Here is a 25,770-nt window from a genome sequence, read left to right on the forward strand (position 1 = left end):
ATCTGTAGCCCGCTCAAATTATCAGTTTCCCGATAATAAGGAGAAAGTAAAGTCAGCCTTCATCAGAAGTGTTGCCCTGCTCAACGAGTTAATCTGCCATGACTAACTGGGCAACAGAGTGTAATATACTTAAAAATAAGCTTAACGAATTGAAATAGATCAATCATTTCAACGAAATAGTAAATTGCACAAATCGGCAACAGGAGGTTGCAGTGTCAATTTCTGACTTTTTTGGAAAGAAAAAAGCCACATCCACGGTCAACTCTGACATGGATAAGCAAAACAAATACGAGTCCCTAGTGAGGGCCTATCATCGCGACCTGTTTCGCTACGCTTACTGGCTGTGTAAAGACCGCACAGTAGCCGAAGATTTGGTACAGGAAACTTGCCTTAGGGCTTGGAAATCGCTCGATAGCTTACAAGACGAAAAAGCAGCGAAAGCGTGGCTAATCACCATACTGCGCCGCGAAAACGCCCGTCGATTTGAACGCAAGCAGCTTGAACTGGTCGACATCGACGATCACAGCGGCGACGCGTATGTGAACGACGATGGCTTTCATCAGCAAGAGTGGCTTCAAGCGCAAATTCTCCGCTTAGATGTGGAATATCGCGAACCGCTCTTCCTGCAAGTGGTAGGGGGATTTAGTGGTGAAGAGATCGGAACGATCTTAGATCTAAACACCAATACCGTAATGACTCGCTTGTTTCGAGCACGCAATCAATTGAAAGAGCTACTCGACGAGTCCAACACCAATAAGGAGAGACACAATGGATGAGTTAGAATTTCGCCGTCGGGTCATCTCTGATCCTAAAAATCGTGATGCTGAAGTCGCCGAGCACGTATCGGACAACCCAAGCCAAGCTAAGTTTATTGATGAGATGCTCAGCTTAGATGCCCGTATCGAACAGGCTATGCGTGTGGACGTGCCTGAAGATCTGGCCGATAAAATCTTGTTCCAAAACTCAAACAACGTGGTGACACCCAGCTTTGGCAAGCGAGCACTCAGCATTGCAGCTTCCGTGGCATTTGCGGTTGGTTTGGCCGCTGGTCAGCTAAATTGGGGGGCACTGATTGCTCAACCTGCCTATGCAAGCTTGTCGCAAACCGCGATGGAGCATGTGCATGCAGAGCGCCCATTTACCAACGCGCTGGATGAACAAGCAGAAATGCCGCAACTGAACATGAAGCTGCAGCCGTTTGAATTTAAGTTTACCGAAGACTTTCCCTACCATGTCTACTACTTAAACCACTGTGGATTTGGTGAGTCTACGGCGATGCACGTTGAGTTTGCCGGTGAAAAAGGACGGGTTACTCTGTTTATCACCAAAATTTCAGCCGACAGTGCTAGCCAGTTTTCTGACGAAACCTTCGCAGGTGAACTTGCCCCAATGGGTGACGCCACTTTAATTGTGGTCGGTGAGCAAGACGAAAACCTAAATGCGATTGTAGAGAGACTGGTCTCCATTATTGAGCCAACCAGTTAACGCCATTTTCGCGGTTAAATGAAATAGGCAAAAGCACCCTTCGGGGTGCTTTTTTCGTTTTACAACCAGTAGCACACCAAAAACTGGCGACAATAAAAAAACTTGCCAAAGGTATTTCTTACGCTCTAATATGTAAACGAAGTGTTAAAATAGAGTAAAGATGCTAATAATAACTTAATTGCTTACATTAGCGTTATTTTGGCAACATTTCAGAACATTTAGCCCCACAAACTCAAGTGGTCTGATATGTTTAACGGACGAATACGATAGGATACGCGCCTAAACTAATGGTAAACAATTAGTAATACTAACGTTAAGGCGTTACACAATCACAACCGTCCGTAGAGACGGTCAATAAGGATATATAATGAAGCAGTCACGTATATTTACCCGCACGATTTTGGCAACAGCGGTTGCTCTTACAAGCCAACAAGCTTTCGCTGCTGGTTTTCAACTTAACGCCCAATCTGCAACAGGTCTAGGCCGTGCATTTGCTGGTGACGCGGTTATTGCGGACAACGCATCAGTAATGGCTCGTAACCCAGCGGCAATGGCGCTGTTTGATAAAACTGAATTTTCTGTTGGTGTGAATGCGATTAGCACTGATATTAGTGTTAGTGATGTAACTTATTACAGTCCAACATCCCCAACTGGAACGGCAGTTGAAAATGCTAGTAATGGTGGTACAACTCCTGTTCCAAATATCTATATTGTGCATCCGATAAACGAAAAATTTGCAGTAGGTGCGGGTATTTACACCAATTTTGGTACTTCCAACGAATTTAGTGATGATTGGGGAAGTAATACTGGAGTTCTAATACCGGACCACCCGCTTGGTGTTGTCGCTGTACCCGGTGCCGATGCATTTGGGGGGGTTACTAATGTTTCAAGCATGAACCTTGCACTTGCTGCTTCATACAGAATAAACGAGCAATGGAGCATCGGCGGCGGTCTTGATGTAATATATGGTTCTGGTGAACTAAAAAGAACGTCTAGTGTAACAGTAGTTAGTGCTGGTGATCCAACAACTCCAATTGGCTCGCAAGAGCTAGATCTCTTAGACGTTGACGCTTCCGGAGTTGGTATTGGATTTAACCTAGGTACAGTATTTGAACTAGATCAAAATAATCGCTTTGGCTTTGCTTATCACTACAGTCCAACCATAGAAGCAAGCGGTGATGTAAACTTCGGTGGAACTGCTCAGGGTGATTTAGTTCTTCCATTGCCATCAATGGCTGAATTCTCTGGTTACCACCGTATCAACGAAACTGATTTTGCCGTTCACTATAGTGTTCAGTGGATAGGTTGGAGCGCATTTGACAAACTAAGTGCGACAGATGGTGATTTTGAAAAAGAATACGCGTGGCAAGATGGTTGGCACTACGCAATTGGTGGTACTTACTACATCAACAAAAACTGGGAAGCTCGCCTAGGTTACATGTACGACACCAGTGCACAAGATCAAATCACGTCAATCTCTGTACCTGATTCAGATCGTCAGTGGTTCTCTGCAGGCGCAAGCTACCATATTTCTGATAACAACAGCATTGACTTCGGTATTACTTACTTAGTAGGCCATGACGTAAAAGTAACTGACTACCTAACTGAAGAAGTATACGTTACTGCAACAACCCGTGCTGACGCATGGCTATATGGTGTTCAATACAGCCATCGTTTCTAAATAAAATTACTAGATTTTGCGTAAAGGGCTGATGAAAATCAGCCCTTTTTATTGTCTCGCTTTATTTAGTCCTTTCTACCATAAAGACTAAAGCAGACTACTAAAGATACTGCTGATACAGCTTGGTGTAGCGCTCAACTTGAGCCTCCATGGTGTAGTTCAGCGCATTTTCAAACCCTAATTCTATAATGTCAGACTGATCGTCATTTCGATCAATTAAGCGTTGCAATAGCTGCGCAAGCTGCTCACTCGACTCATTGTCAAATAGCAGGGGCCAATCTACTGGTAAAGAAGGGGTCAATCCCGGAGCACGTGCTGCAATCACAGGCGTTTTTTCTATCTGACCTTCTAGCGAGATCAACCCAAAACCCTCATAGCGTGAAGGCACCACAAGGTAATCGAGTTCCTTAATGTTTTGCCTAGCATAAGGCACCGCACCATAGAAAAAGATCGGTTGCGGTATCGACTCGCTCGTCGCTTCTAAGGTCTGTTTTTCTTCCCCGTCACCAATAAAATGCAGCGCTATGCTCTGTTCAGGAAGCTCCTTTATTGCTTCCAAAAGAACGTCGGGGCCTTTTTGGTAGGTCAACCGCCCGATAAACCCAAGATTGAGTTTCCCCTTTTGGTAACGCACCACATTTTGGCCTTGATCGACTTCGCAGTGGCGGTTAATGGCATTTGGCACAATTTTATTGGTCTGCGGCGGCGGTAAACCAAACTCTGCTCGTCGCGCATTAAGCGCCGCTATACTATCGGTCGTAAAATGTGCGGTAATGGCTTGAGACAGCGCCCGTTCTGCAAACTTTCCGCGGACCTTGCTGGTTGGCCAAAACACAGTGTTTCGGATTGTTCTCACCACCAACGCATCCACCCAAGGTTTTATGAGCGCAAACAGATATTCGGGGTGGTCGGTATGCAAGTGAACGACATCAGGCTTAAATCGACGAATGATAGACAGTAGTTGGTACGCACTAACCAATAATCCAGGAGGTAGATTGGAGAAATTGAGCTGCTCGTACTCGACGCCACTCTGTTTGAGTCGCGCAATTAACTCGCCCGCGATTCCAGAGTAAATATCGAGCGGAGGCTTGATCCCCACCAGTAGAATCGAATGGTACTTAGCTTGAGCACAAGATAGGTGGATAGTTCCCGATTCGGAGCCTCCATTACCAATGCGATTGACTATGTGCAAGATCTTAAGGTTCTCTTCCATGCTTCTCCTCTTATCCCTCCTGTCTTAAAGTACGTGAGAACTATTTTCGCTAGTGTCCAATTTGCGAGACATTGTAACGACAAAGAGTATGTTGTTATGCGCTGTTGAACTCGAATACGACAATAGCCAATTTCACTCTCTCACTGTTGAGACTCCCCCATCTTACTAAAACTACGCCCTATAAATGTGACACATATCACAATAAATCGAGTAAATCGATTGCTATTATGAATTTATCGCGCAGACGTGGTGACATTTCATACACACTGTACTGAGACTCATTTGTGTATGGCACCCACACTGGTCAATAAAAATTCATAACAAACATTGTGTCATTCACAAAAGAGTCATCTAAGTCATCAACACTACAAGGCAAAGTGGGAGCCAAAAACCCAAGGGCGGTAGCGTGTAAAAACGCATAATAAAACGACAAATAAAGTCGAGCGCCCACCTTACTGCCAATAGTTTGATTGCCTGTTGCAGTTAAGCAATCAAACAATTTTTTCGATTAAGTTAACGTTTTAAAAGGCCCAAAATGGACAAGTCACACGGTATCAAAACTCATGGAACAGAGTTCGCATTACTGTATAGAAGCACTGACATTCTCGTCATCTTTTCTACTTTGATGTTCTGTGCACAAGCTTACATTGGTAGCATTCATACCAGTGTATTAGCTGCGGCTTTATTGGCGATCGTGGCCTTTATGTTAACCGCAGAGAGCGTTGCACTGTACCGTTCCTGGCGAACAGCATCCATAAGGGAACAAGTTCTTGCTCCGCTAACATGCTGGATTGCTGCTTTAGTGGTTGTGGTGTTTTGGGTGTTTTTTAGTAAAGCCAGCGATCAATACTCGCGCGTGGTGATGGGCAGTTGGGCAATTGCAACCCCTACACTATTAATCTGCTGGCGCTTAATCGTCCGTCAACTGCTAATACGCGCTCGGAAAATGGGCTTTAATCGACGACGCGCCATCATCGTTGGTGTTACAGACAATGGCATTCGACTCGCAAAAGAAAGCAAAAACAACCCGGAATTTGGAATCGACTTGGTTGGATTTTATGACGATCGCGATCTATCTCGCCTCGAGCTTTCTGACCTACCCGTCCCTTACAAGGGAACTATTGAGCAAGGATTGAAGCTCACCAAAAAACACGTTATCGATCATGTCTACATTGCAATGCCAATGCGAGCTGATGAACGCATTGCTTTGTACCTAAAACAATTCTCCGATACCACCGCCAATACCTACGTCATCCCCGAGTTCTTTGTCTACAACTTGATACAGTCTCGCCTTTCATCGATTGGTACTATCCCTACATTAAGTGTGCACGACACGCCGTTTTATGGATTTAACATATGGAGTAAGCGTCTACAGGACATCATTGTGTCGAGTTTAATTATTCTGTTTATCAGTCCGGTGCTGCTCGCTGTCGCCATTGGCGTAAAACTCTCATCACCCGGGCCTATCATCTTTAAACAGAAGCGATATGGATTGGACGGCAGACAAATTAAAGTGTGGAAATTTCGCTCAATGAGCACCATGGACAATGGTTCGACAGTGAAGCAAGCCACCAAGAATGACCCGCGAGTGACTAAGTTTGGGGCATTCATTCGACGCACCTCTTTGGACGAATTGCCACAGTTTTTTAATGTGCTGCAAGGTCGAATGTCTATAGTGGGCCCACGGCCACACGCTGTCGCACACAATGAGCAGTATCGTGCCATCGTCGATCGCTACATGTTGCGTCACAAGGTAAAACCCGGCATTACTGGTCTTGCGCAAATCAGCGGTTACCGAGGAGAAACAGACACAATTGAGAAAATGGAAAAGCGAGTTGAATGCGATCTCGAGTACATACAGTCATGGTCGACGTACCTAGATCTTAAAATCATTTTCTTAACCATATTTAAAGGATTTGTCGGTAAAACCGCGTACTAAATGGACTTAAATAGGAATACGCATGAAGCACTGTAGAGTTTTCCTTGCCATCGTTGCAGCAATGAGCACATCGCACGTATTGGCGTTAGAAAGCAATGGATACACCACCGAAAATGGCTTGACCATCATTCCCATTTTGGAAAGTGGTTTGCGTTATAACGACAACTATACCCGCACCAGTGACGCACAATCATCGACTATCTTCGATGTAAAACCTGGAGTGGCAATAGAGTCGGACCGCAACGGTAATCGTTATAGAGTCGCCTATCAACTTGACGCGGGCTTTCACTCAAACACCAGTGACGATAATTACGTTGATCATACCTTTGCGACCAATAATTTAGTGCGATTTACCACGCGACATGCCTTAGGGTTTAACTATGCATTTCTCACCCAACATGATGCTCGAGGCAGCGGCATCGCATCAGGTGATGCGTTAGTTGCAAACTTAACGACTCCTGTTGAGTACAAAACCCATGTCGCCGACGCAACGTACATATTTGGCTCTGACAACGCCAAGGGCCGAATCGAAGCTACACTCGATTTTGAAGACCGAACTTACACCAATTATCGCGGCAGTGACGTTCTAGACACAACCTTTGAAGATTATCAGCAAATTGGCGCTGACGGTGCATTTTATGTCCAAGTGCTGCCCGCTACCCAATTGCTTTTTCAGTTGGATTACAACAACCGCCAATACACCAAAAACAGTCGCAGTGGCGACTCTCAAAACTACAACGAGATTTACTATTTAACCGGTGCCGTGTGGGACATAACCGGTAAAACGAACGGTAAATTGCGATTGGGTATCCAAGACAAAAAGTACGACGACAGCTCTCGCGAAGGGAGCGACAACTTTAGTTGGGACCTCACCGTTGAGTGGCAACCTCTGGAATACTCCACAATTACCATTGACGGTGGGTTACGAAACGAAGACGCGGATACAGAAGAAGGCGATCTGGATGCGAGCCGAATCAGCGCCCAGTGGAAACACTACTGGTTGGCAAATATTTACAGTAATTTGGGTTTAAGTTATAGCCGCAAAGATTACAACAGCGTAACGCGAACCGATGACACTTCCAGCGCCTCAATAAAACTGGGTTACGAGCTGTATGAACGTGTGGACCTTGTTGCGGGTTGGCGCGGTGAAGATAACGACTCCAATTCTGTTGGATACACTTACAACCAGAACGTTTGGTCCCTCAACGCTAACTTTGCATTTTGATAGATAATTTATGAGCAAACTATTTTCTGTTTTTATCCTATTCTCTCTTAGCCTAATGGCAACGGCTGTCACAGCCGCCGAAGAGTCCGATTCAACCTACAAAATTGGTGCAGGGGATCGCATTGAGATTGTTGTCTACGATGAGCAAGAACTGTCTATCAGTGGCCTTCTCATAAGTAGCAGCGGACGATTTAACTACCCCTATTTAGGCCAACTGACGGCCATAAACAAAACACCCGAGCAACTCAAGCTAGAGATCATCAAAGGTCTAAAGGGAGACTATTTAGTCTCGCCAAAGGTGAGGGTGAGCGTTGTGGGCTATCGCAACATCTATGTCAATGGTGAGGTTAAACAACCTGGCGGCTACGAGTTTCAACCTGGTCTAACTGTCGATAAAGCCATCGCGCTCGCAGGCGGTTTTACCGATAGAGCAGCACGTAAAAAAATCTACATTACCCGCTCAAATGACGTTAATACAAAAATCAAAGCAGCGCTGTCGGCCAGAATTAATCCTGGTGACATCATTGTGATTGAACAAAGTTTTTTCTAGATTTTCACGCAGGCGACGAATACGAGAATATGACTATATCTAATCCAGCAATGCAGCGCCCTCTCGCGCTCGACCCTCTCTACTATGTGTCTTTACTGGCAAAGCACTGGTTCAAGATTTCGCTGTTTACTGCATTGTGCACCGGTATTGCTGTGATGGGCGCACTCTCTATAACGCCCACTTATCGAGCTGTATCCACTCTGTTTATTGAGTCGTCGCAAAACAATACTGTATCCATCGAAGCGGTGGTGGGGCTCGATACTAGCGCTGATGGCTATTATCAAACCCAGTATGAGATCATGCGATCCAACGTTGTTGCACGCAAAGTCATCGATGCCCTCAACCTCACTGAGCATCCAGAATTTAATCCCGCGTTAATACTTAAAGAGCCTAACCTACTCGACCGCCTCAAAGAGCAAGTCAAACAACTGCCGTTGGCGCAAGACTATTTTGCTAAAGAAACAACCCAGCCCACAGCAGCTCAATTGGAAGAAAGAGCGTTTCGCTCTGCATTGTCGACGTTTAAATCTAAGCTGACCATCATACCCATCCCAAAAACGCAGCTGGTCAAAATAGCCTTTGAGTCAGAATCACCGCATATGGCTGCGAACATCGCCAATCAAGTAGGCCAAGCCTACATAGAAAGTAACTTAGATTCGAAACTGCTGGCAACAGAGCAAGCCACCTCGTGGATCAACGAGCAACTTGCCGAATTGCGACAAAAACTGGAAGCGTCTGAACAAGCACTCAATAACTTTTTACAGCAACAAGAGCTTATCGATAACAGTGGCATTGAAGCGCTTGCCAGTAATGAGTTGGCCAACTTGACGAATCAACTGGCCAACGCCACTGAAGCTCGTATTCAAGCCCAATCTCTGTATAACGCGCTAAAAGATAACCAAGGTGGAGATTTAACCACTATTTCTGCTATCAATAATCACCCTCAAATTAGAGAAGTTCGCTCAGCCGAAAGTGAAGCTGAACGCAACTTAGCGCAACTCTCGAAACGCTACGGCCCTAAACACGACAAAATGATCCAAGCGCAAGCACAGCTGGCGTCAGCTAAGCAGCGCAGCAACAATGTCGTCAATAAAGTACTGCAAGGGTTAGAAAGCGATCTTAAAACCACTCAATCTCGCGAACAACTGTTGAAACAAGAGCTCAACAGCAAAAAGTCGGAGCTTCAGTCGGTTAGCCTTGTAAAGGGGCAATACGACTCGCTTAAACGTGAAGTGGATACGAACGCCAATATTTATGACCTGTTCTTAACGCGTCAAAAAGAGACCAACGCAACTGCCGATTTTAGTACTGCAGACGCCCGAATCAGTGACTTAGCCTTGGTGCCGTCCTCTCCATATAAGCCATCTCGCTCAAAAATAGTCGCGGTCGCCTTTATTGCCAGCCTATTTGGGGCGTGTTTGCTTGTCATCGTGCTCGATACCTTCCGAAAAACCATCACCAATATGCAAGACTTCCAAGAAAAACTCGGTATTTTGCCACTGGTTGCATTACCAAAAGTGAAAGGTCATAAGAAGAATTACCCCATTACCAAGCAAGGCAAAACTAAAGCCGTGCTCTATGAAATTTACACCGAAAAAGTCGACTCACTACGCACCGCAATGATCATAAACCAGAATCAAGACCATTATAGCAACGTCACAGTGATCTCCTCATCGCTGCCCAATGAAGGCAAAACGTCATCGGCAATCCAGCTGGCTCGATCATTTGCTAAGTTTGAAAAAGTATTACTGATAGATACTGATTTACGTAAGCCTTCAATTTACAAATGCTTCGATGTCTCTCGCTCACAATTAGGCATAACCAATTACATCCATGCCGATGCAGCATTTGAAGAGTGTATTGTTGAAGAGGTTGATCACAACCTAAGCATCGCGGTCTCAGGCATTGCTACCGCATCGCCTCAACAAACCCTAAACGACGCCAAGTTTAAGCAGTTTATCGACACAGCACTGACCCAATTCGACCGTATTATTATCGACACGCCCCCTATGTCATCCATAAGCGATACGTTAATCGTGGGTAGCTTAATAGGTCATGTAACCTTAGTGGTCAAAGCAAACAGCACCAAAACAGAGACGGTCCAGTTTGTGATCGATCAGTTGCATCGCCACAAAATTAAACTGAGTGGCACCGTACTTAACGCAACGTTAGCCAACGACGCAAGAACAGAAGATTACTATTACAACTATTCGCGATAGATACAGCTTTGGTTGCATAACAAGCGTATGAGCGCTCGGTTATGTCAATGCTTTGAAGGATCACAGCATCGCCAAACAGCACCAGCTTCACTCAATCTGATCCCAACATGGACACCGTAGGCGTTAAAGATTAACTATGAATATTCTATTTTTAAGTCACACATTCATTGGAAATAAATACGTGGTGGGCAGCCATCACCTTGCGAAGCAATTGGCAAAGCAAGGGCACAAGGTCATGCACATTCCTCACCCATGGTCGCAGTTGCACCAATTCAAGCGTGGGCCTAGAGAGGCGTTTTTATCGGGAGAAATTGAGCCTAATTTGTGGCAATTTCAAGTGGGTGGTTGGCTACCAAGTAAATGGCATACTATGGGCTTTAGCTACGCTTCACATTCTCGAACACTCGCTAAAGCAATCAGTCAACTTGCTGAAGAAAACAATATTCCACACTTTGATGTCTGCTTCGTTGATGATCCTGTGTTTCAAAAGGCGATTCAACATTTAGACTGTCGTAAAGTGATTTATCGCCCCACCGATATTTATACAGAAATGCCCAAAGGGGCAGCATACAAACAGGTCGAACAAAAGCTGATAGAGCAAGCCGATCATGTTGTGGCCACCAGCGAAGCCATTGTTAAGTTCCACCAATTAAATGACCAGCAAGCCAGCGTGCTCAATAACGGGTTCGACTTCAACCATTTTGCCAACTTCACCCTTAATGAATCAGACAGTGACTCCAGCTCTATCGTGAAGGTTGGTTATGTCGGTAGCCTAGATGCGCGGTTTGACACTCAATTAATTAATAGCGCGGCAAAAGCTTTACCGGACGTCGAGTTCTGCATTCACTCTCCAGATTTACAGCACACATTGGATATTACGCTGCCAAACCTTAAGCATAAAGGGGCTGTTGACTATGAAGTCTTACCAACCATTTTATCCCACTACGATGCGTTAATTATGCCCTTTACGTTTACCACCAATAATAAAGGCCGCAGTCCAATGAAGTTTTTTGAGTACGCCGCCACCAACAAGCCAATGATCGTCCCCGATTACTTTGACGATGCAGGCATGCCAGGGGTGTTGTGTTATCAATCGCCAGCACAGTTTATTGAGCGTATAGCCAACCTAACACCAAACACCCGTGTTGAGCGCGATAAGGCACAGCTAAAGCGGCACTGCTGGTCGACTAAGGCAACTCAACTTTTAGAGTTATCCAACGCCCTTTCTTAACGTTGAAGAGAGTAAAATATTCATGCGAATTGCCCACGTTGTTAGACAGTTTTACCCCGCCATTGGTGGCTTAGAAAATTTCGTCCTCGATTTAGCGAAAGAGCAAGTTAAGCAAGGTATGGACGTTAAAGTTGTCACACTTAACAGACGCTACGACACCAACCAATCGCTCGACGCCGAAGAACGTGTGTTTGGTTTGGACATAGTGCGCATTCCTTTTGTGGGCAGTCATCGCTATCCCATTGCGCCCTCAGTGCTCAAGCACCTTAACGACGTAGATGTAATACACGTTCACGCTGTAGATTTTTTTATTGATTACATCAGTCTCAATAAATTCCGCTTAAAAACCCCCATAGTTTTATCGACCCATGGTGGATTCTTTCATACTAAATTTGCCGCCAATCTTAAAAAGCTATTTTTTAATACGGTCACCCGTTTCTCACTTCGCTCTGTCGACCAAGTCATTACGTGCAGCTCGAACGATCACAAGATTTTTGAACGCCTCTATCCACACAAAACACTGCTGATTGAAAATGGTGTTAACACTGAAAAGTTTGCCAAGTTTAAAAACGACTCAACCAACAAGCAGATTCTGTTTATTGGTCGTTTTTCTGACAATAAAAGAGTCGACTTGTTAATTCAGTGGTTTTCGCAGCTCAATCAGCTTGATAACCAATTTAAGTTAGTGATTGCAGGAAAAGATTGGGACAACAATTACCACAAGTTAAAGCAGCAAGTCATAGACTTGGATTTAGTGTCGAAAGTGGAATTTGTTATCGAAGCGAGTGAAGACGAGCTCGCCCAAGTCGTTTCTCAATCGTCATTCATTGCAAGCGCTTCTGAATATGAAGGGTTTGGCATGACCATCATTGAGAGCATGGCCGGGGGGCTTATTCCGCTCATGTCCAACATTGACAGTTTTGTCACCATTAACAATAAAACTCAATGCGGCATGCTGATTGACTTTAACAGTACAGTCAGTGTCAATGAATTTATTAAAAGCATTAACTTTGATGACTTAGTAGGAGAGAAATCTCGTTGCATTGCACAATCGCAGCTCTACAGTTTTAGTAAAAAATCCGCTGACTTCACCCAAGTCTACTCAACCCTGTCAACACACTCTTAACCAGATGCACTCAAGGACGAGTAAAGTCACCCTTATTTTTGCGTTAGCGATGCTTGCCATTGTTTACAATGGGGTGCTTGCCATTCTTAACGCTCATGCTATGAGTGTAAGTCGCAATCACAGCGTGATCATCGAACTGCTTATCATTGGTGCTGGATTGGGATTGGCCTTTATAGAAAAGCCCAATAAAGATGAAATTCTGCCTTACCTATTGATGGTTTCCATAGTGTTGTCGAGCGCCCTTATTTATGTCGCAAATGGCGCGATTCCTATTGAGGCGATCCGGAACTTCCTCATTATTTCGACCTTTACTTTACTTGGCATGAGGGTCGACATCGAAACACTGAACAAATTGGTACTCTACACCACGGTTTTAGTGCTGGTTGTATTGTTGATTGAGACGATTAGCGTTACTACTTATGTGACCATTTTTGAGCCAGCTCAATACTATTTGAGCACTCGAGGAATGGAGATTAAAAGCTTTAACGAGTTGGGGTTATTTGGTAACTCTTTGGCTATCGAAGGGCGATTTAACTTTGGTTTTTTCTCCTCTCATCGCACGTCGTCGATATTTTTGGAGCAGGTTTCACTCGCCAATTACTGCTCAGTTGTTGCCATTTACTTGGTCGCGTTTTGGGATACATTTAACAAAAATCATCGCTACATTATCCTTTTTACACTTGTCTTCATTGTATTAACCAACAACAGTAGAACGGCAAGCGCCCTTCTTGTGGTCTGCTTTGCTATCCGGTTTCTGACTTTTTCCAATCCCAAAACGGTTGTCAGTATCAAAAACACATTGATGGCAAGCATTGTGCTATTGGCGACGTTTATTGCTTACCAAAACGATTTTCAATATACCGGCGATAACTTTGTCGGGCGTATTAGTCTGGGCATGTCTCACTTTTACGAGCTGGAGGTGATGGAAGTTTTAGGGTTTGGTTACGCTAACCTTAATGAGTACTGGGACAGTGGATACGCGTACTTATTGGCCTCTAACACAATATTACTTGCTGCAATGTTCATTTTTTTCATTCATGCATTTTTAACCAATCAAAGCGACAGGGCCATCATCTATTCGACCTTGCTCATCTTCTACATTTCACTCAATTTGCTTATCGGTGGCAATGCCATCTATTCAATGAAAACGTCTCCTATCCTATGGATGGGGTTCGGCCTCATTAAATCTCAACAAAGTAGACCGTACTATGCAAACACGTCTAACAACCTTTGATATCTGTAAGGGCATTGGCATCCTATTGGTCGTGTTTGGGCACGTCCTGCGAGGATTAGATAACGCTGCTATTGATGTCCCCTACTTCGACTATCTCGACCCCATAGTTTATAGCTTTCACATGCCGTTATTTTTTGTAATATCGGGCTACTTTATGGCTAAAAGTGTGGCCAAACGCTCAGCATCAACATTAATTACCAGCAAGCTCCACACACTGATGTACCCATACCTAATATGGATGTTGATTCAAGGCTTTATTGAGTTTGCAATGAGCAACTACACCAATGGCAACGTCGAGTTATGGCGGGTATTTGTCGTCTGGCTTCCACGAGCTCACTTTTGGTTTTTATATGTTTTAATGTTGTTTTCCGTGGTCTACATCGTTGCGGCGAATGCTCATCCACGCAATCCAATTATCCTATTTTTTGTCGCTATATTACTTTATTGCTTTCCTGTCGAATTTGAATCGCAGATCTATTATCTGTACCTCTATATCAAAGATAACTTGGTATTTTTCCTGTTCGGTGCTCTGTTCCCAGCACTGATCACTAAGACCACTCATTTTCACTCACGCTCCGCCATACTTCTGTCGCTAGTTGTGGTAACACTGCTGCAAACCACAAGACTTTACTGGATTCATAGCGAGTCATGGTTCATGCCGTTTGTTCATTACTCTACTGCGGTCAGTTCGATTGTGCTTGTGTTGCAAGTCGCTGGGTTTCTCAGTCATACCAAACAGACGTTCTGGACCCAATTAGGGGAACTGTCAATGCCGATTTATTTGGCTCACATTGTCTTTGCTAGCGGGCTGCGGATCGTACTTATCAAACTGGGTATCGACCAACCCTGGCTGCACATTGTGGTGGGTACCGTCGTCGGTATTGCTGGACCCATAATCTTGTACAAACTGTCCAACTCACTCAGATTTAACTCCCTGTTCAACAGTCCATTTTTAAAAACGGCAAGCTAATATGAAACGCTACGATAACCTCGATATGATCACTAAAATCCAATCCGTATCCGATGAAGAGCAGCTGATTGAATCGGTATTGAGCCAGCACGCAACGTTAACCCTTGGTTTTGTCAATCAGCACGGATTTAACCTTTGCTCTGACCCCGCTCTGCTCAACAATTTCATGGACCTAGACGTTTTGCTGCGCGACGGAATAGGGATGAAAATGGCGATGAGCCTGTTTGAACGACCACCGGGTAACAATATGAATGGCACCGATTTGATTCCACGTATTGTGGCTAAAGCACAACAGCAACCCCTCAATGTCATGGCTTTTGGTACTGAAGACCCTTGGTTAAGTAAAGGGGTTTCCAATTTGGGACTCGATGAGCTGTGTAGCGTTAAGCATCACGGCTTTGAGACAATTGATCACTATGTATCGCTGTTTCAGAGGCATCACAGCGATGGCCAGCTCAATCTCGTGATTTTGGCGATGGGGATGCCCAAACAAGAGCAATTGGCCAGCGAGATTAAAAAACTGAACCTATCTCGCACCGTAGTGATTTGCGGTGGCGCTGTGCTGGATTTTCAGGCCAACAAAGTAAAACGAGCACCGTCATTCTTTAGGAAAACCGGATTAGAGTGGGCCTATCGACTGGGCAGCGAGCCTAAAAGGATGTTTCGGCGTTACGTTATTGGCATTCCCGTATTCTTCTCACACTTGTTGGCGCTGAAGACGCAGACTGCGTTTAACCGATAGGTAAGGAACACCATGGATTCATCTGTTAGCAGTATCAATAAAACCATCATCATGGACCCGATTTCGGCTGAGAACAATCAGTACATTCGTATTGTCTCGGGTCTTCTGGCGCAACGACATGATGTGATCAGTATTAGCGCTGCTTTGGCCAAGCCGTTCAGCCTAAAGCGGCGCAATACGGTGGCCATTTTAAATTGGTTTGAGTCTAAGGTAAGCCACTCTAGAGCACCTGTTTTGGGCTTTATAAAATGCGTGGCCATTTTGCTTTACCTAAAGCTTATTTGTTCAACAATAGTATGGGTGAAACATAACCATAAGCCGCACGACAGCCAAGACGCTCTAGCCAAAAGACTGACCGCATGGATTACCTATCTATTGAGTCACCTATCCACCACTACCATTACTCACGATCGCGTAGAAGACGTAAACTCTATTGTTGTCCCCCACCCTTTATATTTGCGAGAGCCATACATCGAACACAATCACCGCAGGGACATCGATTTTCTTATCTTTGGCCAGGTCAAAAAGTACAAAAACCTCACTTCACTGTTCGAAATTTGGCCACAAAGTATCGCTTTAACGTTGGTGGGGAAAGCCGAATCTCAGGAGCTACGCGACGAGCTGAATAGCGTCATACAGCGCCGAAACTTAAACATCATTTGGGACGACAGATTCATACCGGATGAAGAGCTGAACGCACTATTGCAACGAACTCGATATGCCATTTTGCCGCACAGTGAAGACTCGATGATCGTCTCGGGCGCGTTTTATCATGCCATCACTTACGGATGCAATCTGCTTATGTCGGATAACGCCTTTGCTCGAAACATGGCGGACAAACATCCATTTTGCCACCTATTGCTTCGAGGTGAGCCTTTGGAGCCACAACTGAACCATGCTCTACAAGCGAGCGTTTGCGCCAATCAACTGATAGAACAGGCATACGAGTGCTACTCGGATCAACAAGTCTTCTTAGGGTTTGAACAAGCTATCTCTGGCTCTAACGGAAGATCGCTATGAGCCGTAAACAATCCCCCATTATCTCGAGTAACTCGATGGTAAACAGCCTGTGCACGTATTGCGCTCATAGTGTGTTGAGACTTTTTAGTATTCACACGTTGTCACTGAGAAAAGCATGAAAAAAGAAAACATTGTCAAACTGGTTTGGGTTTTCGTCGAAAAAATCGTGCTCACCTTGCTGGCGTTTATCTCTAACATTTTGATCATACGAGCACTCGGTGGTGAAGGTTTTGGTGCGCTCAGTTACTACTACCTGATCGTGTACTTAATTTTTACTCTGTCAGATTTGGGTTTTCGCCGTGTCTACTTAAGCATGCGTGATAGCGCCTATAAACGTCAGTTTTTCAACTACTTGCTTAAGACTAAGTTTTTGCTTCTCATTCCATCGACCGCAATAATTTCATATTACCTGCGAGGCAGTATCCCGGATTATCAATTGGTTACTATTGCAGTACTCACACTGCTTCAACCTATCCAAAGCTATTTCTATATTTGTCAATCCAAACTCAAAATCAAACAGATTTCGTTGTTTCACATTGTGATTGAGAGCATAAGCTCCTTTAGCAAAATCGCTGTTTTTTACGTATCGGACAATATGATTTTCCATGTTGTTCTTATCCACGTCACAGTAAGTATCATCAAGCTAATTGGTTATTTAATGCTGTCGGAGGAAAACCTTGTACGTGACATGAAGCTGTTTTTCACCCCAATTAAGTCCCGGGTTAAAAAACTCAATTACAGCAATAGTTATCGCGCGCTCTATCTGTTTATGTCGCTTATCTTGCTCACCTACTACAACAAACTCGATCAATTGATCGTGGAAGCAAAGTTTGGTTTTTATGCGCTGGGTATTTATGTAGCCGCATATAAGTTTATTGAACAGATCATCTCATTGCTTGGCATGATTAATTCTTTCTTATTACCAATGATTTCGAACGAAAACAAAGCCGAAAAACTCGAGTCAATCACCACGATTTATATAATTTCTATTGTTGTTTCTATCTGTTTAGCCATATTTATGTATGCGTTAGGCGGGCATATAATTCGATTTACGTTAGGTGAAGAGTATAGCGAGAGTATTGCGATACTGGAGCTACTCGCTATTTCTCTACCAATGTTATTCCTTTCTAACGTTGGTGGGATTTATTATTCAGTGCAAAAAATAGAACACCTCGCATTAATAAGAAACTTCCTTTCCTGCGCAGTAATGTTCACTTTAGGTCATCTATTGACGAATAGAATGGGTCTTGAGGGTATTGCAGTCGCTTTGATTGTCACATCATTCTTTAACGTTTTTATTTTTGAAATTCTTCACCGTAAGACACGGTTTAATGTCACTTTGAAAATACAATCTATTAAACAATTATTCTCTATTCACTTTTGGAAAAAGCTAGCCCATGATATCAAGTAAATCACTCATCAATTACTTTGAGAAAAAGCGCCTGTTTTGGTGGGAGCCTAAGGACGGGCGTATAAATGTTGGCGACCATCTATCATATGAGTTGGTCACCTCCGTTTTGAAAATGCATGGAAAGGTCCTTGTAGAACGACAAGCGGCTGGCAAGCTGCTTGGTATTGGATCCATTATGCATTTCGGTAATGACGGCGATACCGTGTGGGGCTCTGGGATTAACGGCAAAATCGATCCTAAAGTCCATACATTTTCATCTTTGGATGTTAGAGCTGTTAGGGGCCCACTCACTAAAGAGTTTCTAGAAAACAGAGGGATCAGTTGCCCAGACGTTTTCGGCGACCCTGGAATATTGGCACCACTTTTTTACAATAAACAGTGGATGCAAAGCCAACCAGAATCTTGCGATGTACTGCTTATTCGTCACTTTAATGAAGGTAACGACCGATACGATGAACTGGTGAGCGAAGGTACTCGGTTTTTATCTCCAGATTGTCATCCATATCAATTTATTCAAGCGATCGTTAACGCCAAGCGAGTAGTCTCAAGTTCACTACACGGTGTCATTCTCGCCGAGGCCTACGGTATCCCTGCTGTCTACTTTAAAAGCGGTAATGGCGAACATGACTTTAAATACCACGATTACTACCTGGGCACGGGTCGCCAAGAAGGCGAGTACGCGTTTGCTTCTTCGATGGAAGAGGCGCTCTCCATCAACAACAAACCGATTGATAAGTTAAGTGAGCGACAGCGTGTATTGCTCGAAGCGTTTCCAATTGAGCAGTGGTAAATCTTTAATTATCAATATGATTGTGTCTCATATTGGGCTCAAACAATCACATGTTGATTGACTATACTGAAAGTGACTTTGTTCGAACCAACGCGCTCTTCAAAATGGATTTAAACTCAGATAATCAAGGACAGTTATGATAATTCCCGTCATTATGGCCGGCGGTTCAGGTTCTCGACTGTGGCCCCTTTCGCGCCAAGCCTACCCTAAGCAGTTTTTAAATCTGCAAGGCGATAACACCATGCTTCAAGATACTTTGGCGAGGTTGAATACCTTGCAACACGGTAGTCCAATGGTCATTTGCAATGAAGATCATCGTTTTACGGTTGCAGAGCAATTGCGTCTTCACGGCCACACACAGAACGATATAATTTTGGAGCCCGTAGGACGTAATACTGCGCCAGCCGTAGCGCTAGCTGCGTTTCGGGCGGTTGAAGAAGACTCAGAAGCAACTTTATTGGTGCTTGCCGCAGATCACATCATCAAAGATCCTAAAGCGTTTGTCAGTGCGATCGAGTCTGCCATGCCTTTGGCTGAACAGAACGTTCTCGTTACTTTTGGTATTGTTCCTACGACTCCAGAAACAGGCTATGGTTACATTAAACAAGGTCAGCCAATAAAGGGTAGTAACAGCTATATGGTTGATAGCTTTGTTGAAAAACCCGACCTTGCCACCGCACAAGACTATGTCGCAACAGGTAATTATCTGTGGAACAGTGGCATGTTTTTGTTTAAAGCTGCTCAGTATTTGAATGAACTCAAGCAGTATCGTCCAGACATTTACCGAGCGTGTGAGCTCGCCTGTCAGCATACATCGGCGGACCTAGATTTTGTTCGCATTGATCAAGCTGCATTTGAAGCCTGTCCAGACGAGTCCATCGACTACGCGGTGATGGAAAACACAGAAAAAGCCGCCGTAGTCCCCCTAGACTGTGGTTGGAGTGACGTAGGAAGTTGGTCGGCCTTATGGGAAGTAGCAGAGCATGATAACCATCTTAATGCCAGCAAAGGCGACGTGTTAAGCATAGAAACAACGAACTCCTACTTACACTCTACGGAAAAACTCATCGCGACCGTAGGTGTCGACAACCTCATTGTGGTAGAAACCAAAGATGCAGTATTGGTTGCCGACAAAAGCAAGGTTCAGCAAGTTAAACAAATCGTTGATACCATTAAGTCAGAGCAACGCAGCGAATGGCAGCATCACCGAGAAGTATATCGCCCTTGGGGCAAATTTGATTCCATCGACAATGGTGAGCGCTTTCAGGTGAAACGCATATCGGTTAAGCCAGGCGGAAAATTGTCGGTGCAAATGCATTATCACCGAGCAGAGCATTGGGTTGTCGTGTCAGGAACAGCCAAAGTGCGCATCGGTGAAGAAGAAGTACTGCTCACCGAAAATCAATCAACCTATATCCCTGTTGGAGAAGTCCATTCATTAGAAAACCCAGGCCAAATCCCATTGGAGCTCATCGAGGTTCGTTCGGGCTCTTATTTAGAAGAAGATGACATCATCCGCTTAGACGATAAATATGGACGACAATAACATGACCACAGTTTCTACGGTAATTGAACAAGGCAACATTGCGTTTGGTACCAGCGGTGCCCGTGGACTGGTTAGTGATTTTACCGCACCAATTTGTGCGGCCTTCACGCTGGGATTTCTTACTTCACAACAGTCAAAGTCGGTTGTAATCGGTATCGATAATCGCCCAAGCAGCCCACTTATTGCAAGCTATTGCGCTTTTGCCGCGCTGTCGCTTGGGTATCAGGTCGAATACTGCGGTGTATTGCCAACGCCGGCTCTCGCCGCATACGCGATGAGCCTTAACATCCCATCCATTATGATCACCGGTAGCCACATCCCGTTTGATCGAAATGGCATCAAGTTCTATCGCGCCGATGGTGAAATCAGCAAGGCCGACGAGCAAGCTATTATAGGTAACCAATACCAGCTGGATGCACCGCTCATAGCGGAGCTGTCGGGGATAGACCAACATTCTCTGCCCAAAGCGTCACACTCAGCCTCGCAATACTACATCGAACGATATACCAAACTGTTTGCAAATAATACGCTGAAGAACAAGCGTATAGGCATCTATGAACACTCCAGTGCCGGTCGCGATTTATATGCGACGTTATTTGAACGACTAGGTGCTACCACCTTATCGTTAGGGCGAAGTGACGAGTTCGTACCCATTGATACAGAAGCGGTCGCCGCTGAGGATATAGAACAGGCAAAACGCTGGGTGACCGAGCATCAATTGGATGCGGTGTTCTCAACCGATGGAGATGGCGATCGGCCGCTTCTTTCGGATGAATCAGGCGAATATTTACGCGGTGACATCTTAGGGCTGTTGGCGGCGAAAGCCTTAGGCATCGATTCGCTCGCGTTACCAGTGAGCTGCAACACCAGTGTTGAAGGATGTGGCGTATTTACTCAGATAATGCGAACCAAAATAGGTTCACCGTACGTAATTGAAGCCTTTGATTCACTGTGTCAAACCAGCCGCTGTGTTGCGGGGTTTGAAGCCAATGGCGGGTTCTTGCTGGCAAGCGAACTCACTATCAACGGACAGGTGCTACCTGCTCTTCCGACACGTGACGCAGTACTGCCTGTTATCGCACTGCTGTCTTACGTCGAACACAGTAGCATTCAGGAGCAAATAGCGGCGTTACCCAAGCGGTATACTGCAGCCGATCGATTGCAAGGTATCGAACGAGAGGTGTCTACTCAGTTACTTGAGCAAGCACTTACTGACGCCACTGCATTTTTGCAATCCGTCGGCCTTGCTCAATTGCAGGTTGTCGATGTTGATCAAACTGACGGTTTGAGGCTGAAGTTAAGCGATCAAAGTTATCTGCATCTTCGTCCTTCGGGTAATGCGCCTGAGTTACGTTGTTACGTTGAAACAGAGTCATCACACAGCTCACAGCAACGAGTGGACGCGGTGTTAGCCGCAATATCAAATCAGCGTAGATAGTAAGGGGAAACAGTGAAGCTGCGCTTAAGGCGCGATATTCAGCGTCCTAGTAACAAACCCAATAGGATGGCATAGAGGCCGACACAACAAGTTAGGAGTAAAGATGTGGCGATACGTTATCAGCACCTTGTTTTTTTGATAATTGTACTCGGTGGTGGCGCGTCTTTACTTAAGAGCAGCGGGCTCATTGCTTTGCAGTTTGGCGAGTTTGAACGTAACGTAGGCGGCGCCTCTGTGCTGCATTGCGCCGTGGCCCTGTTATTAGGTTTTTCCACAGCAGGTTGGGTATCGCAACGTACGAACGAGACACTAAAGTTAACCATGCTAGCGCTTCCTTTTGTATTAGTAACGCTGGATGAGAGCTCACAAGCTCTGATTGCAACCCGTCAATTCTCATGGCTAGATCTGACACTTAACATTACGTGTTTGATTATTGGCATTGGGTGTTATCGGCTGTTGAAAGTCAAGCAAGGTGAATAGTTCGTGCGAGTATAATATTGTCGTCTTCTGTGCAAATAACTCGTTATTTACTCACCGCATTATGAGTACCTAAATAGAACAGGGTTACCTGCAGGCTAGTACGTTCTGTGTGGCGTTTACAACGACTCACCCGAAAGTCATCAGCGCTCAAATTTAATAAGCACCACCAACACTCGGTAAAGTTTCGTATATGTTTGAATCCATATTATTGGTATGCACCGCAAATGTATGCCGCTCCCCTCTTGCTGAAGCACTGTTCAAACAGCACCTTCCAGCTAAACATATTGCTTCTGCCGGTATTAAAGTGGATGCCTTAGGCTATGGAGGCCGTCCTGCCGATGTCGGAGCAATAGACATCGCCAAACAGTTTTCACTTAACCTAGAGCAGCACGGAGCGCAGCAGTTGACCGCTGAGCTTGCCGAACAGTTTGACCTCATATTGGTGATGAACCCAACCCACCAACAACAAGTTCTGGAGACTGCGCCAACTTTAGGTGCCAAAACTCTGTTGGTCGGACAATGGATTGGATTAAGCGCCATTGATGACCCATTTAATCAAGATACCGTGGCGTTTGAACGGTGTTACCACGACTTACATCGTGCCACTCTATCTTGGAAAGATAAGCTAAAAACCAGTTAGTTGAGCTGTCCAATTTTAAATAGACAGCCGCAGTACTAGCGCTATTAGGAGTTACCCATGAAACGCATTCATGTTACTGCCTGTATTGCACTATCACTTAGTATTACCCTCCCTGCCACTGGATTTTCATCAACCAAAGGGCTCGCCACTAAGGCGGTTACCCCGGTAAACAAAAATGGAACCTATTATGGCGTCAATTTAGCGGGCCCTGGATTTGGCAACAATAAGCTTCCGGGAAGATATGGATACAACTACATCTACCCAAAGACCAGTGAGATGGACTATTTCATTGAAAAAGGGATGAATGTCTTCCGGCTAACGTTCCGATGGGAACGGATCCAGCACAGTTTGAAATCAGACTTAGACCAAGCAGAACTGCAACGTTTGACAGCAGCTGTTGACTACGCCACTACCAATGGTACTAGCGTTATTCTCGACATTCACAATTACGCTCGTTATCACGGGCAAGTTGTTGGCGGAGACTCTGTATCTTTTGACGACCTCGCAGATGTGTGGCGAAAACTTGCTTCACATTTCAAACATAACCCTGCGGTCATCATAGGGTTGATGAACGAACCCCATGGAATGCCGACAGAACAGTGGAGAGACGCGGCAAATGTTGCAATTGCCGCTATTCGTGATGCAGGATCCGAGCACTTAATTTTGGTTCCGGGCAATGGGTACAGCGGTGGGCACTCTTGGTACAGTGATTGGTACGGTACACCTAACGCTACCGTTATGGCTACCATCGTCGATCCAGCAGACAACATTGCCTTTGAAATACATCAATACTTCGACTCAAACTCGTCAGGCACATCCTTTGATTGTGTCGATACTGAAGTTGGCAGCCGCCGCTTGGCTAAAGTAACCCAATGGATGCGAGACCATGGACAACGTGCCTTTCTAGGTGAGTTTGGTGCTGCCGATAACCCAACTTGTATGGCTGCATTGGACAATACTCTCGCATACATTGACGCCAATCAAGACGTTTGGCTAGGATGGACTTGGTGGGCTGCCGGGGCTTGGTGGGGAAGCTATCCTTTTTCAATCTCACCAAAATCAGGACAAGATAAGCCACAGATGGCTGTGTTGGAGCAATATACCCAACAGCTTAACTAGTTTTTGGGTTAATACTGAATGAACAAGATCTTGAATAGTTCGGTACACAAATACAATGCGATAAACACTTCATCAACCCCGCTTTCTAACTATCTGCAACCGTAAATATCAAAGTCAACATAGCGCTACATACAATGTAGCGCTAAACAAATATCAGAACACCTCAGTAAGCCGTCTTACCCACAAATCCTTTAAATACCGTCATAAAGATTATCTTTAGATCCAGCCAGGTTGACCAAGAATCGATGTAGCGAAGATCATACTCCACACGCTTTTCCATTTTTTCTAACGTGTCAGTTTCGCCACGGTAGCCGCTCACTTGCGCTAGTCCAGTAATTCCAGGTTTTACTTTGTGGCGAAGCATATACCTATCCACAATCACTCGATATTGCTCGTTGTGCACCACGGCATGGGGCCTTGGTCCGACAATGGACATTCTGCCTTGCAATACATTGATAAACTGAGGAAGCTCATCCAAAGAGGTACGGCGAATAAACGCACCAAATGGGGTCACTCTAGCGTCATTCTTGGTTGCCTGTTTCACTTCATTGCCATTCTCCATGGTGGTCATAGAACGAAACTTCCAAACTGAAATTTGTCGACCATCCAACCCATAACGCTTCTGCTTGAAGATTACAGGCCCGGCAGACGTGAGTTTCACACCCAGTGCAACAGCGACTAACACCGGACTGATCAACACCAATATCAGGCTCGATAAGATGATGTCTTGTAAGCGTTTTAACCACACCGTGCCGCCATAAAATGGGGTATCGTGGACACTTAATGTCGGTACATTACCAATCACATTAATGCGTGATTGGATCAGATTGAATACAAAGAAGTCAGGCACGACGTAGGTATTGGCGGTCGTATCAGAAAACTCTTTTAAGTAATGAGCGATGCGCGATTGCGCGCTCATTGGCATGGCGATATAAACGTGATCGACATGGTTGCCACGGACATACTCTAAGGCCTCATCGGCATTGCCTTCTAACGTTGCATTCATCTGTTGCTGGTCCAACCGGTCTGGTTGGCGATCGTCATAGAAACCCACGAGATCGATGCCTAACTGATGATTGTCTCGCAGCTCTTGCGCTAGCTGCAAGCCATTTTCAGTAACTCCAATAATGACGGCGGTTCTGCGGTTGTACCCCATATCTCGCGCTTTTTCTTTGGCCAACATGATGATGAGTCGCCAAAAAACCAAGCAGATAGGGGTAAATATAAACCACACTTTAAGCAGTGCATTAGAATAGGTAAGATCAAAACTAATAGCGTAATTAACCAGTAAGATAGCTGCGAACATCATGACCCAACTGCACAATAGAGTCATTATTTGCTCGCTCATCTTGGACGTTCGCCATGAACGATATAACCCAACACTTTCACTCGTAAGTAAAAAAAGCACCACTGAATAAGTCGCTATAACAATATAAGCGTTCGTTAATTCAACATATTGGGCTTTAGCACATATATAGAGTGATAAGAGAATAATTACGCAATCTGCTGCGCGATAAAGAAAACTAAATTCGGTGCTGTTGGTTTTAATTTCCATGTTAAACGCTCCACCTAGTGATTAATTACTGAGTGAAAAACATCATCTGTAGTGAAAATACAAATCTATACATCTTAGCTAGGTTATTCACTAAAAGCTCAGCGATGTTTAACCGAACGAGGAGCTATTACACTTTCCTTCGCTCAAGTATATATT

The 25,770-nt window shown here is 44.8% G+C and carries 22 protein-coding genes; 20 read left to right on the plus strand and 2 right to left on the minus strand.

All coding sequences use genetic code 11. The features are described from left to right. Positions 1 to 212 precede the first annotated feature (212 nt). The 3 genes from JQC93_RS07590 to JQC93_RS07600 all read left to right on the plus strand — a co-directional run bounded on the left by JQC93_RS07590 (position 213) and on the right by JQC93_RS07600 (position 3,166). Positions 213 to 776, plus strand: a complete 564-nt coding sequence (locus JQC93_RS07590; RefSeq protein ID WP_205157854.1) for a sigma-70 family RNA polymerase sigma factor — start codon at positions 213 to 215, stop codon at positions 774 to 776. Continuing rightward, positions 769 to 1,485: a DUF3379 family protein gene (locus tag JQC93_RS07595; RefSeq protein ID WP_205157855.1), complete on the plus strand. Its 717-nt coding sequence runs from the start codon at positions 769 to 771 to the stop codon at positions 1,483 to 1,485. The genes JQC93_RS07590 and JQC93_RS07595 overlap by 8 nt, the downstream gene beginning before the upstream one ends. 367 nt (positions 1,486 to 1,852) lie before the next feature. Beyond that, complete coding sequence (locus JQC93_RS07600) at positions 1,853 to 3,166, plus strand: outer membrane protein transport protein (protein ID WP_205157856.1); 1,314 nt, start codon at positions 1,853 to 1,855, stop codon at positions 3,164 to 3,166. Positions 3,167 to 3,266: 100 nt separating this feature from the next. Here the strand turns inward: JQC93_RS07600 and JQC93_RS07605 are convergent, their stop codons facing one another. Further along, entirely contained in the window at positions 3,267 to 4,379 is a 1,113-nt protein-coding gene (locus JQC93_RS07605; RefSeq protein WP_205157857.1) for a glycosyltransferase family 4 protein, read from the minus strand. A gap of 535 nt (positions 4,380 to 4,914) precedes the next feature. On the opposite strand from JQC93_RS07605, the gene JQC93_RS07610 reads away from it, so the two are divergent. The 17 genes from JQC93_RS07610 (at position 4,915) to JQC93_RS07690 (ending at position 24,059) form a co-directional block, all read left to right on the plus strand. Beyond that, complete coding sequence (locus JQC93_RS07610; RefSeq protein ID WP_205157858.1) at positions 4,915 to 6,318, plus strand: undecaprenyl-phosphate glucose phosphotransferase; 1,404 nt, start codon at positions 4,915 to 4,917, stop codon at positions 6,316 to 6,318. Positions 6,319 to 6,340: 22 nt separating this feature from the next. Next, positions 6,341 to 7,543, plus strand: coding sequence for an outer membrane beta-barrel protein (locus JQC93_RS07615; RefSeq protein ID WP_205157859.1), 1,203 nt, complete (start codon positions 6,341 to 6,343; stop codon positions 7,541 to 7,543). A 10-nt stretch (positions 7,544 to 7,553) separates the two neighbouring features. Further along, a complete protein-coding gene (locus JQC93_RS07620; RefSeq protein WP_205157860.1) occupies positions 7,554 to 8,093 on the plus strand; it encodes a polysaccharide biosynthesis/export family protein in 540 nt (179 codons plus the stop codon). Between the two features lie 29 nt (positions 8,094 to 8,122). After that, positions 8,123 to 10,312 (plus strand): GumC family protein, encoded by a 2,190-nt coding sequence (locus tag JQC93_RS07625; RefSeq protein ID WP_205157861.1) that lies wholly within the window; start codon positions 8,123 to 8,125, stop codon positions 10,310 to 10,312. 136 nt (positions 10,313 to 10,448) lie between these two features. Then, the gene (locus JQC93_RS07630) at positions 10,449 to 11,543 is read left to right on the plus strand and encodes a GumK N-terminal domain-containing glycosyltransferase (RefSeq protein ID WP_205157862.1); all 1,095 of its coding nucleotides are present in this window, start codon (positions 10,449 to 10,451) and stop codon (positions 11,541 to 11,543) included. A 22-nt stretch (positions 11,544 to 11,565) separates the two neighbouring features. Next, positions 11,566 to 12,669, plus strand: coding sequence for a glycosyltransferase family 4 protein (locus JQC93_RS07635; protein ID WP_205157863.1), 1,104 nt, complete (start codon positions 11,566 to 11,568; stop codon positions 12,667 to 12,669). Positions 12,670 to 12,769: 100 nt separating this feature from the next. After that, the gene (locus tag JQC93_RS07640; protein WP_205157864.1) at positions 12,770 to 13,903 is read left to right on the plus strand and encodes a hypothetical protein; all 1,134 of its coding nucleotides are present in this window, start codon (positions 12,770 to 12,772) and stop codon (positions 13,901 to 13,903) included. Continuing rightward, the gene (locus JQC93_RS07645; RefSeq protein ID WP_205157865.1) at positions 13,878 to 14,873 is read left to right on the plus strand and encodes an acyltransferase family protein; all 996 of its coding nucleotides are present in this window, start codon (positions 13,878 to 13,880) and stop codon (positions 14,871 to 14,873) included. The genes JQC93_RS07640 and JQC93_RS07645 overlap by 26 nt, the downstream gene beginning before the upstream one ends. 1 nt (position 14,874) lies before the next feature. After that, on the plus strand, positions 14,875 to 15,615 hold the full coding sequence (locus JQC93_RS07650; RefSeq protein ID WP_205157866.1) for a WecB/TagA/CpsF family glycosyltransferase: 741 nt from the start codon (positions 14,875 to 14,877) through the stop codon (positions 15,613 to 15,615). Between the two features lie 12 nt (positions 15,616 to 15,627). Beyond that, positions 15,628 to 16,635: a glycosyltransferase family protein gene (locus JQC93_RS07655; protein WP_205157867.1), complete on the plus strand. Its 1,008-nt coding sequence runs from the start codon at positions 15,628 to 15,630 to the stop codon at positions 16,633 to 16,635. Between the two features lie 115 nt (positions 16,636 to 16,750). Further along, positions 16,751 to 18,046, plus strand: coding sequence for an oligosaccharide flippase family protein (locus JQC93_RS07660; protein ID WP_205157868.1), 1,296 nt, complete (start codon positions 16,751 to 16,753; stop codon positions 18,044 to 18,046). Next, positions 18,033 to 18,836: a polysaccharide pyruvyl transferase family protein gene (locus tag JQC93_RS07665; protein WP_205157869.1), complete on the plus strand. Its 804-nt coding sequence runs from the start codon at positions 18,033 to 18,035 to the stop codon at positions 18,834 to 18,836. Before JQC93_RS07660 ends, JQC93_RS07665 begins: the two co-directional genes overlap by 14 nt. Positions 18,837 to 18,972: 136 nt before the next feature. Beyond that, positions 18,973 to 20,382 carry a mannose-1-phosphate guanylyltransferase/mannose-6-phosphate isomerase gene (locus JQC93_RS07670; protein WP_084887191.1) on the plus strand — a complete coding sequence of 470 codons (1,410 nt, stop codon included), beginning with the start codon at positions 18,973 to 18,975 and terminating at the stop codon, positions 20,380 to 20,382. A 1-nt stretch (position 20,383) separates the two neighbouring features. Next, positions 20,384 to 21,820 (plus strand): phosphomannomutase, encoded by a 1,437-nt coding sequence (locus JQC93_RS07675; RefSeq protein WP_205157870.1) that lies wholly within the window; start codon positions 20,384 to 20,386, stop codon positions 21,818 to 21,820. 105 nt (positions 21,821 to 21,925) lie between these two features. Further along, positions 21,926 to 22,300 carry a VanZ family protein gene (locus JQC93_RS07680; RefSeq protein ID WP_205157871.1) on the plus strand — a complete coding sequence of 125 codons (375 nt, stop codon included), beginning with the start codon at positions 21,926 to 21,928 and terminating at the stop codon, positions 22,298 to 22,300. 190 nt (positions 22,301 to 22,490) lie between these two features. Beyond that, a complete protein-coding gene (locus tag JQC93_RS07685) occupies positions 22,491 to 22,940 on the plus strand; it encodes an arsenate reductase/protein-tyrosine-phosphatase family protein (protein WP_205157872.1) in 450 nt (149 codons plus the stop codon). 57 nt (positions 22,941 to 22,997) lie between these two features. Further along, positions 22,998 to 24,059, plus strand: coding sequence for a glycoside hydrolase family 5 protein (locus JQC93_RS07690; RefSeq protein ID WP_205157873.1), 1,062 nt, complete (start codon positions 22,998 to 23,000; stop codon positions 24,057 to 24,059). 163 nt (positions 24,060 to 24,222) lie between these two features. Here JQC93_RS07690 and JQC93_RS07695 read toward each other — a convergent pair whose 3' ends face one another. Continuing rightward, positions 24,223 to 25,614 carry an undecaprenyl-phosphate glucose phosphotransferase gene (locus JQC93_RS07695; RefSeq protein ID WP_205157874.1) on the minus strand — a complete coding sequence of 464 codons (1,392 nt, stop codon included), beginning with the start codon at positions 25,612 to 25,614 and terminating at the stop codon, positions 24,223 to 24,225. Positions 25,615 to 25,770 lie beyond the last annotated feature (156 nt).

The sequence above is a fragment of the Vibrio ulleungensis genome, assembly GCF_016900875.1.
GTDB classification, from domain to species: domain Bacteria; phylum Pseudomonadota; class Gammaproteobacteria; order Enterobacterales; family Vibrionaceae; genus Vibrio; species Vibrio ulleungensis.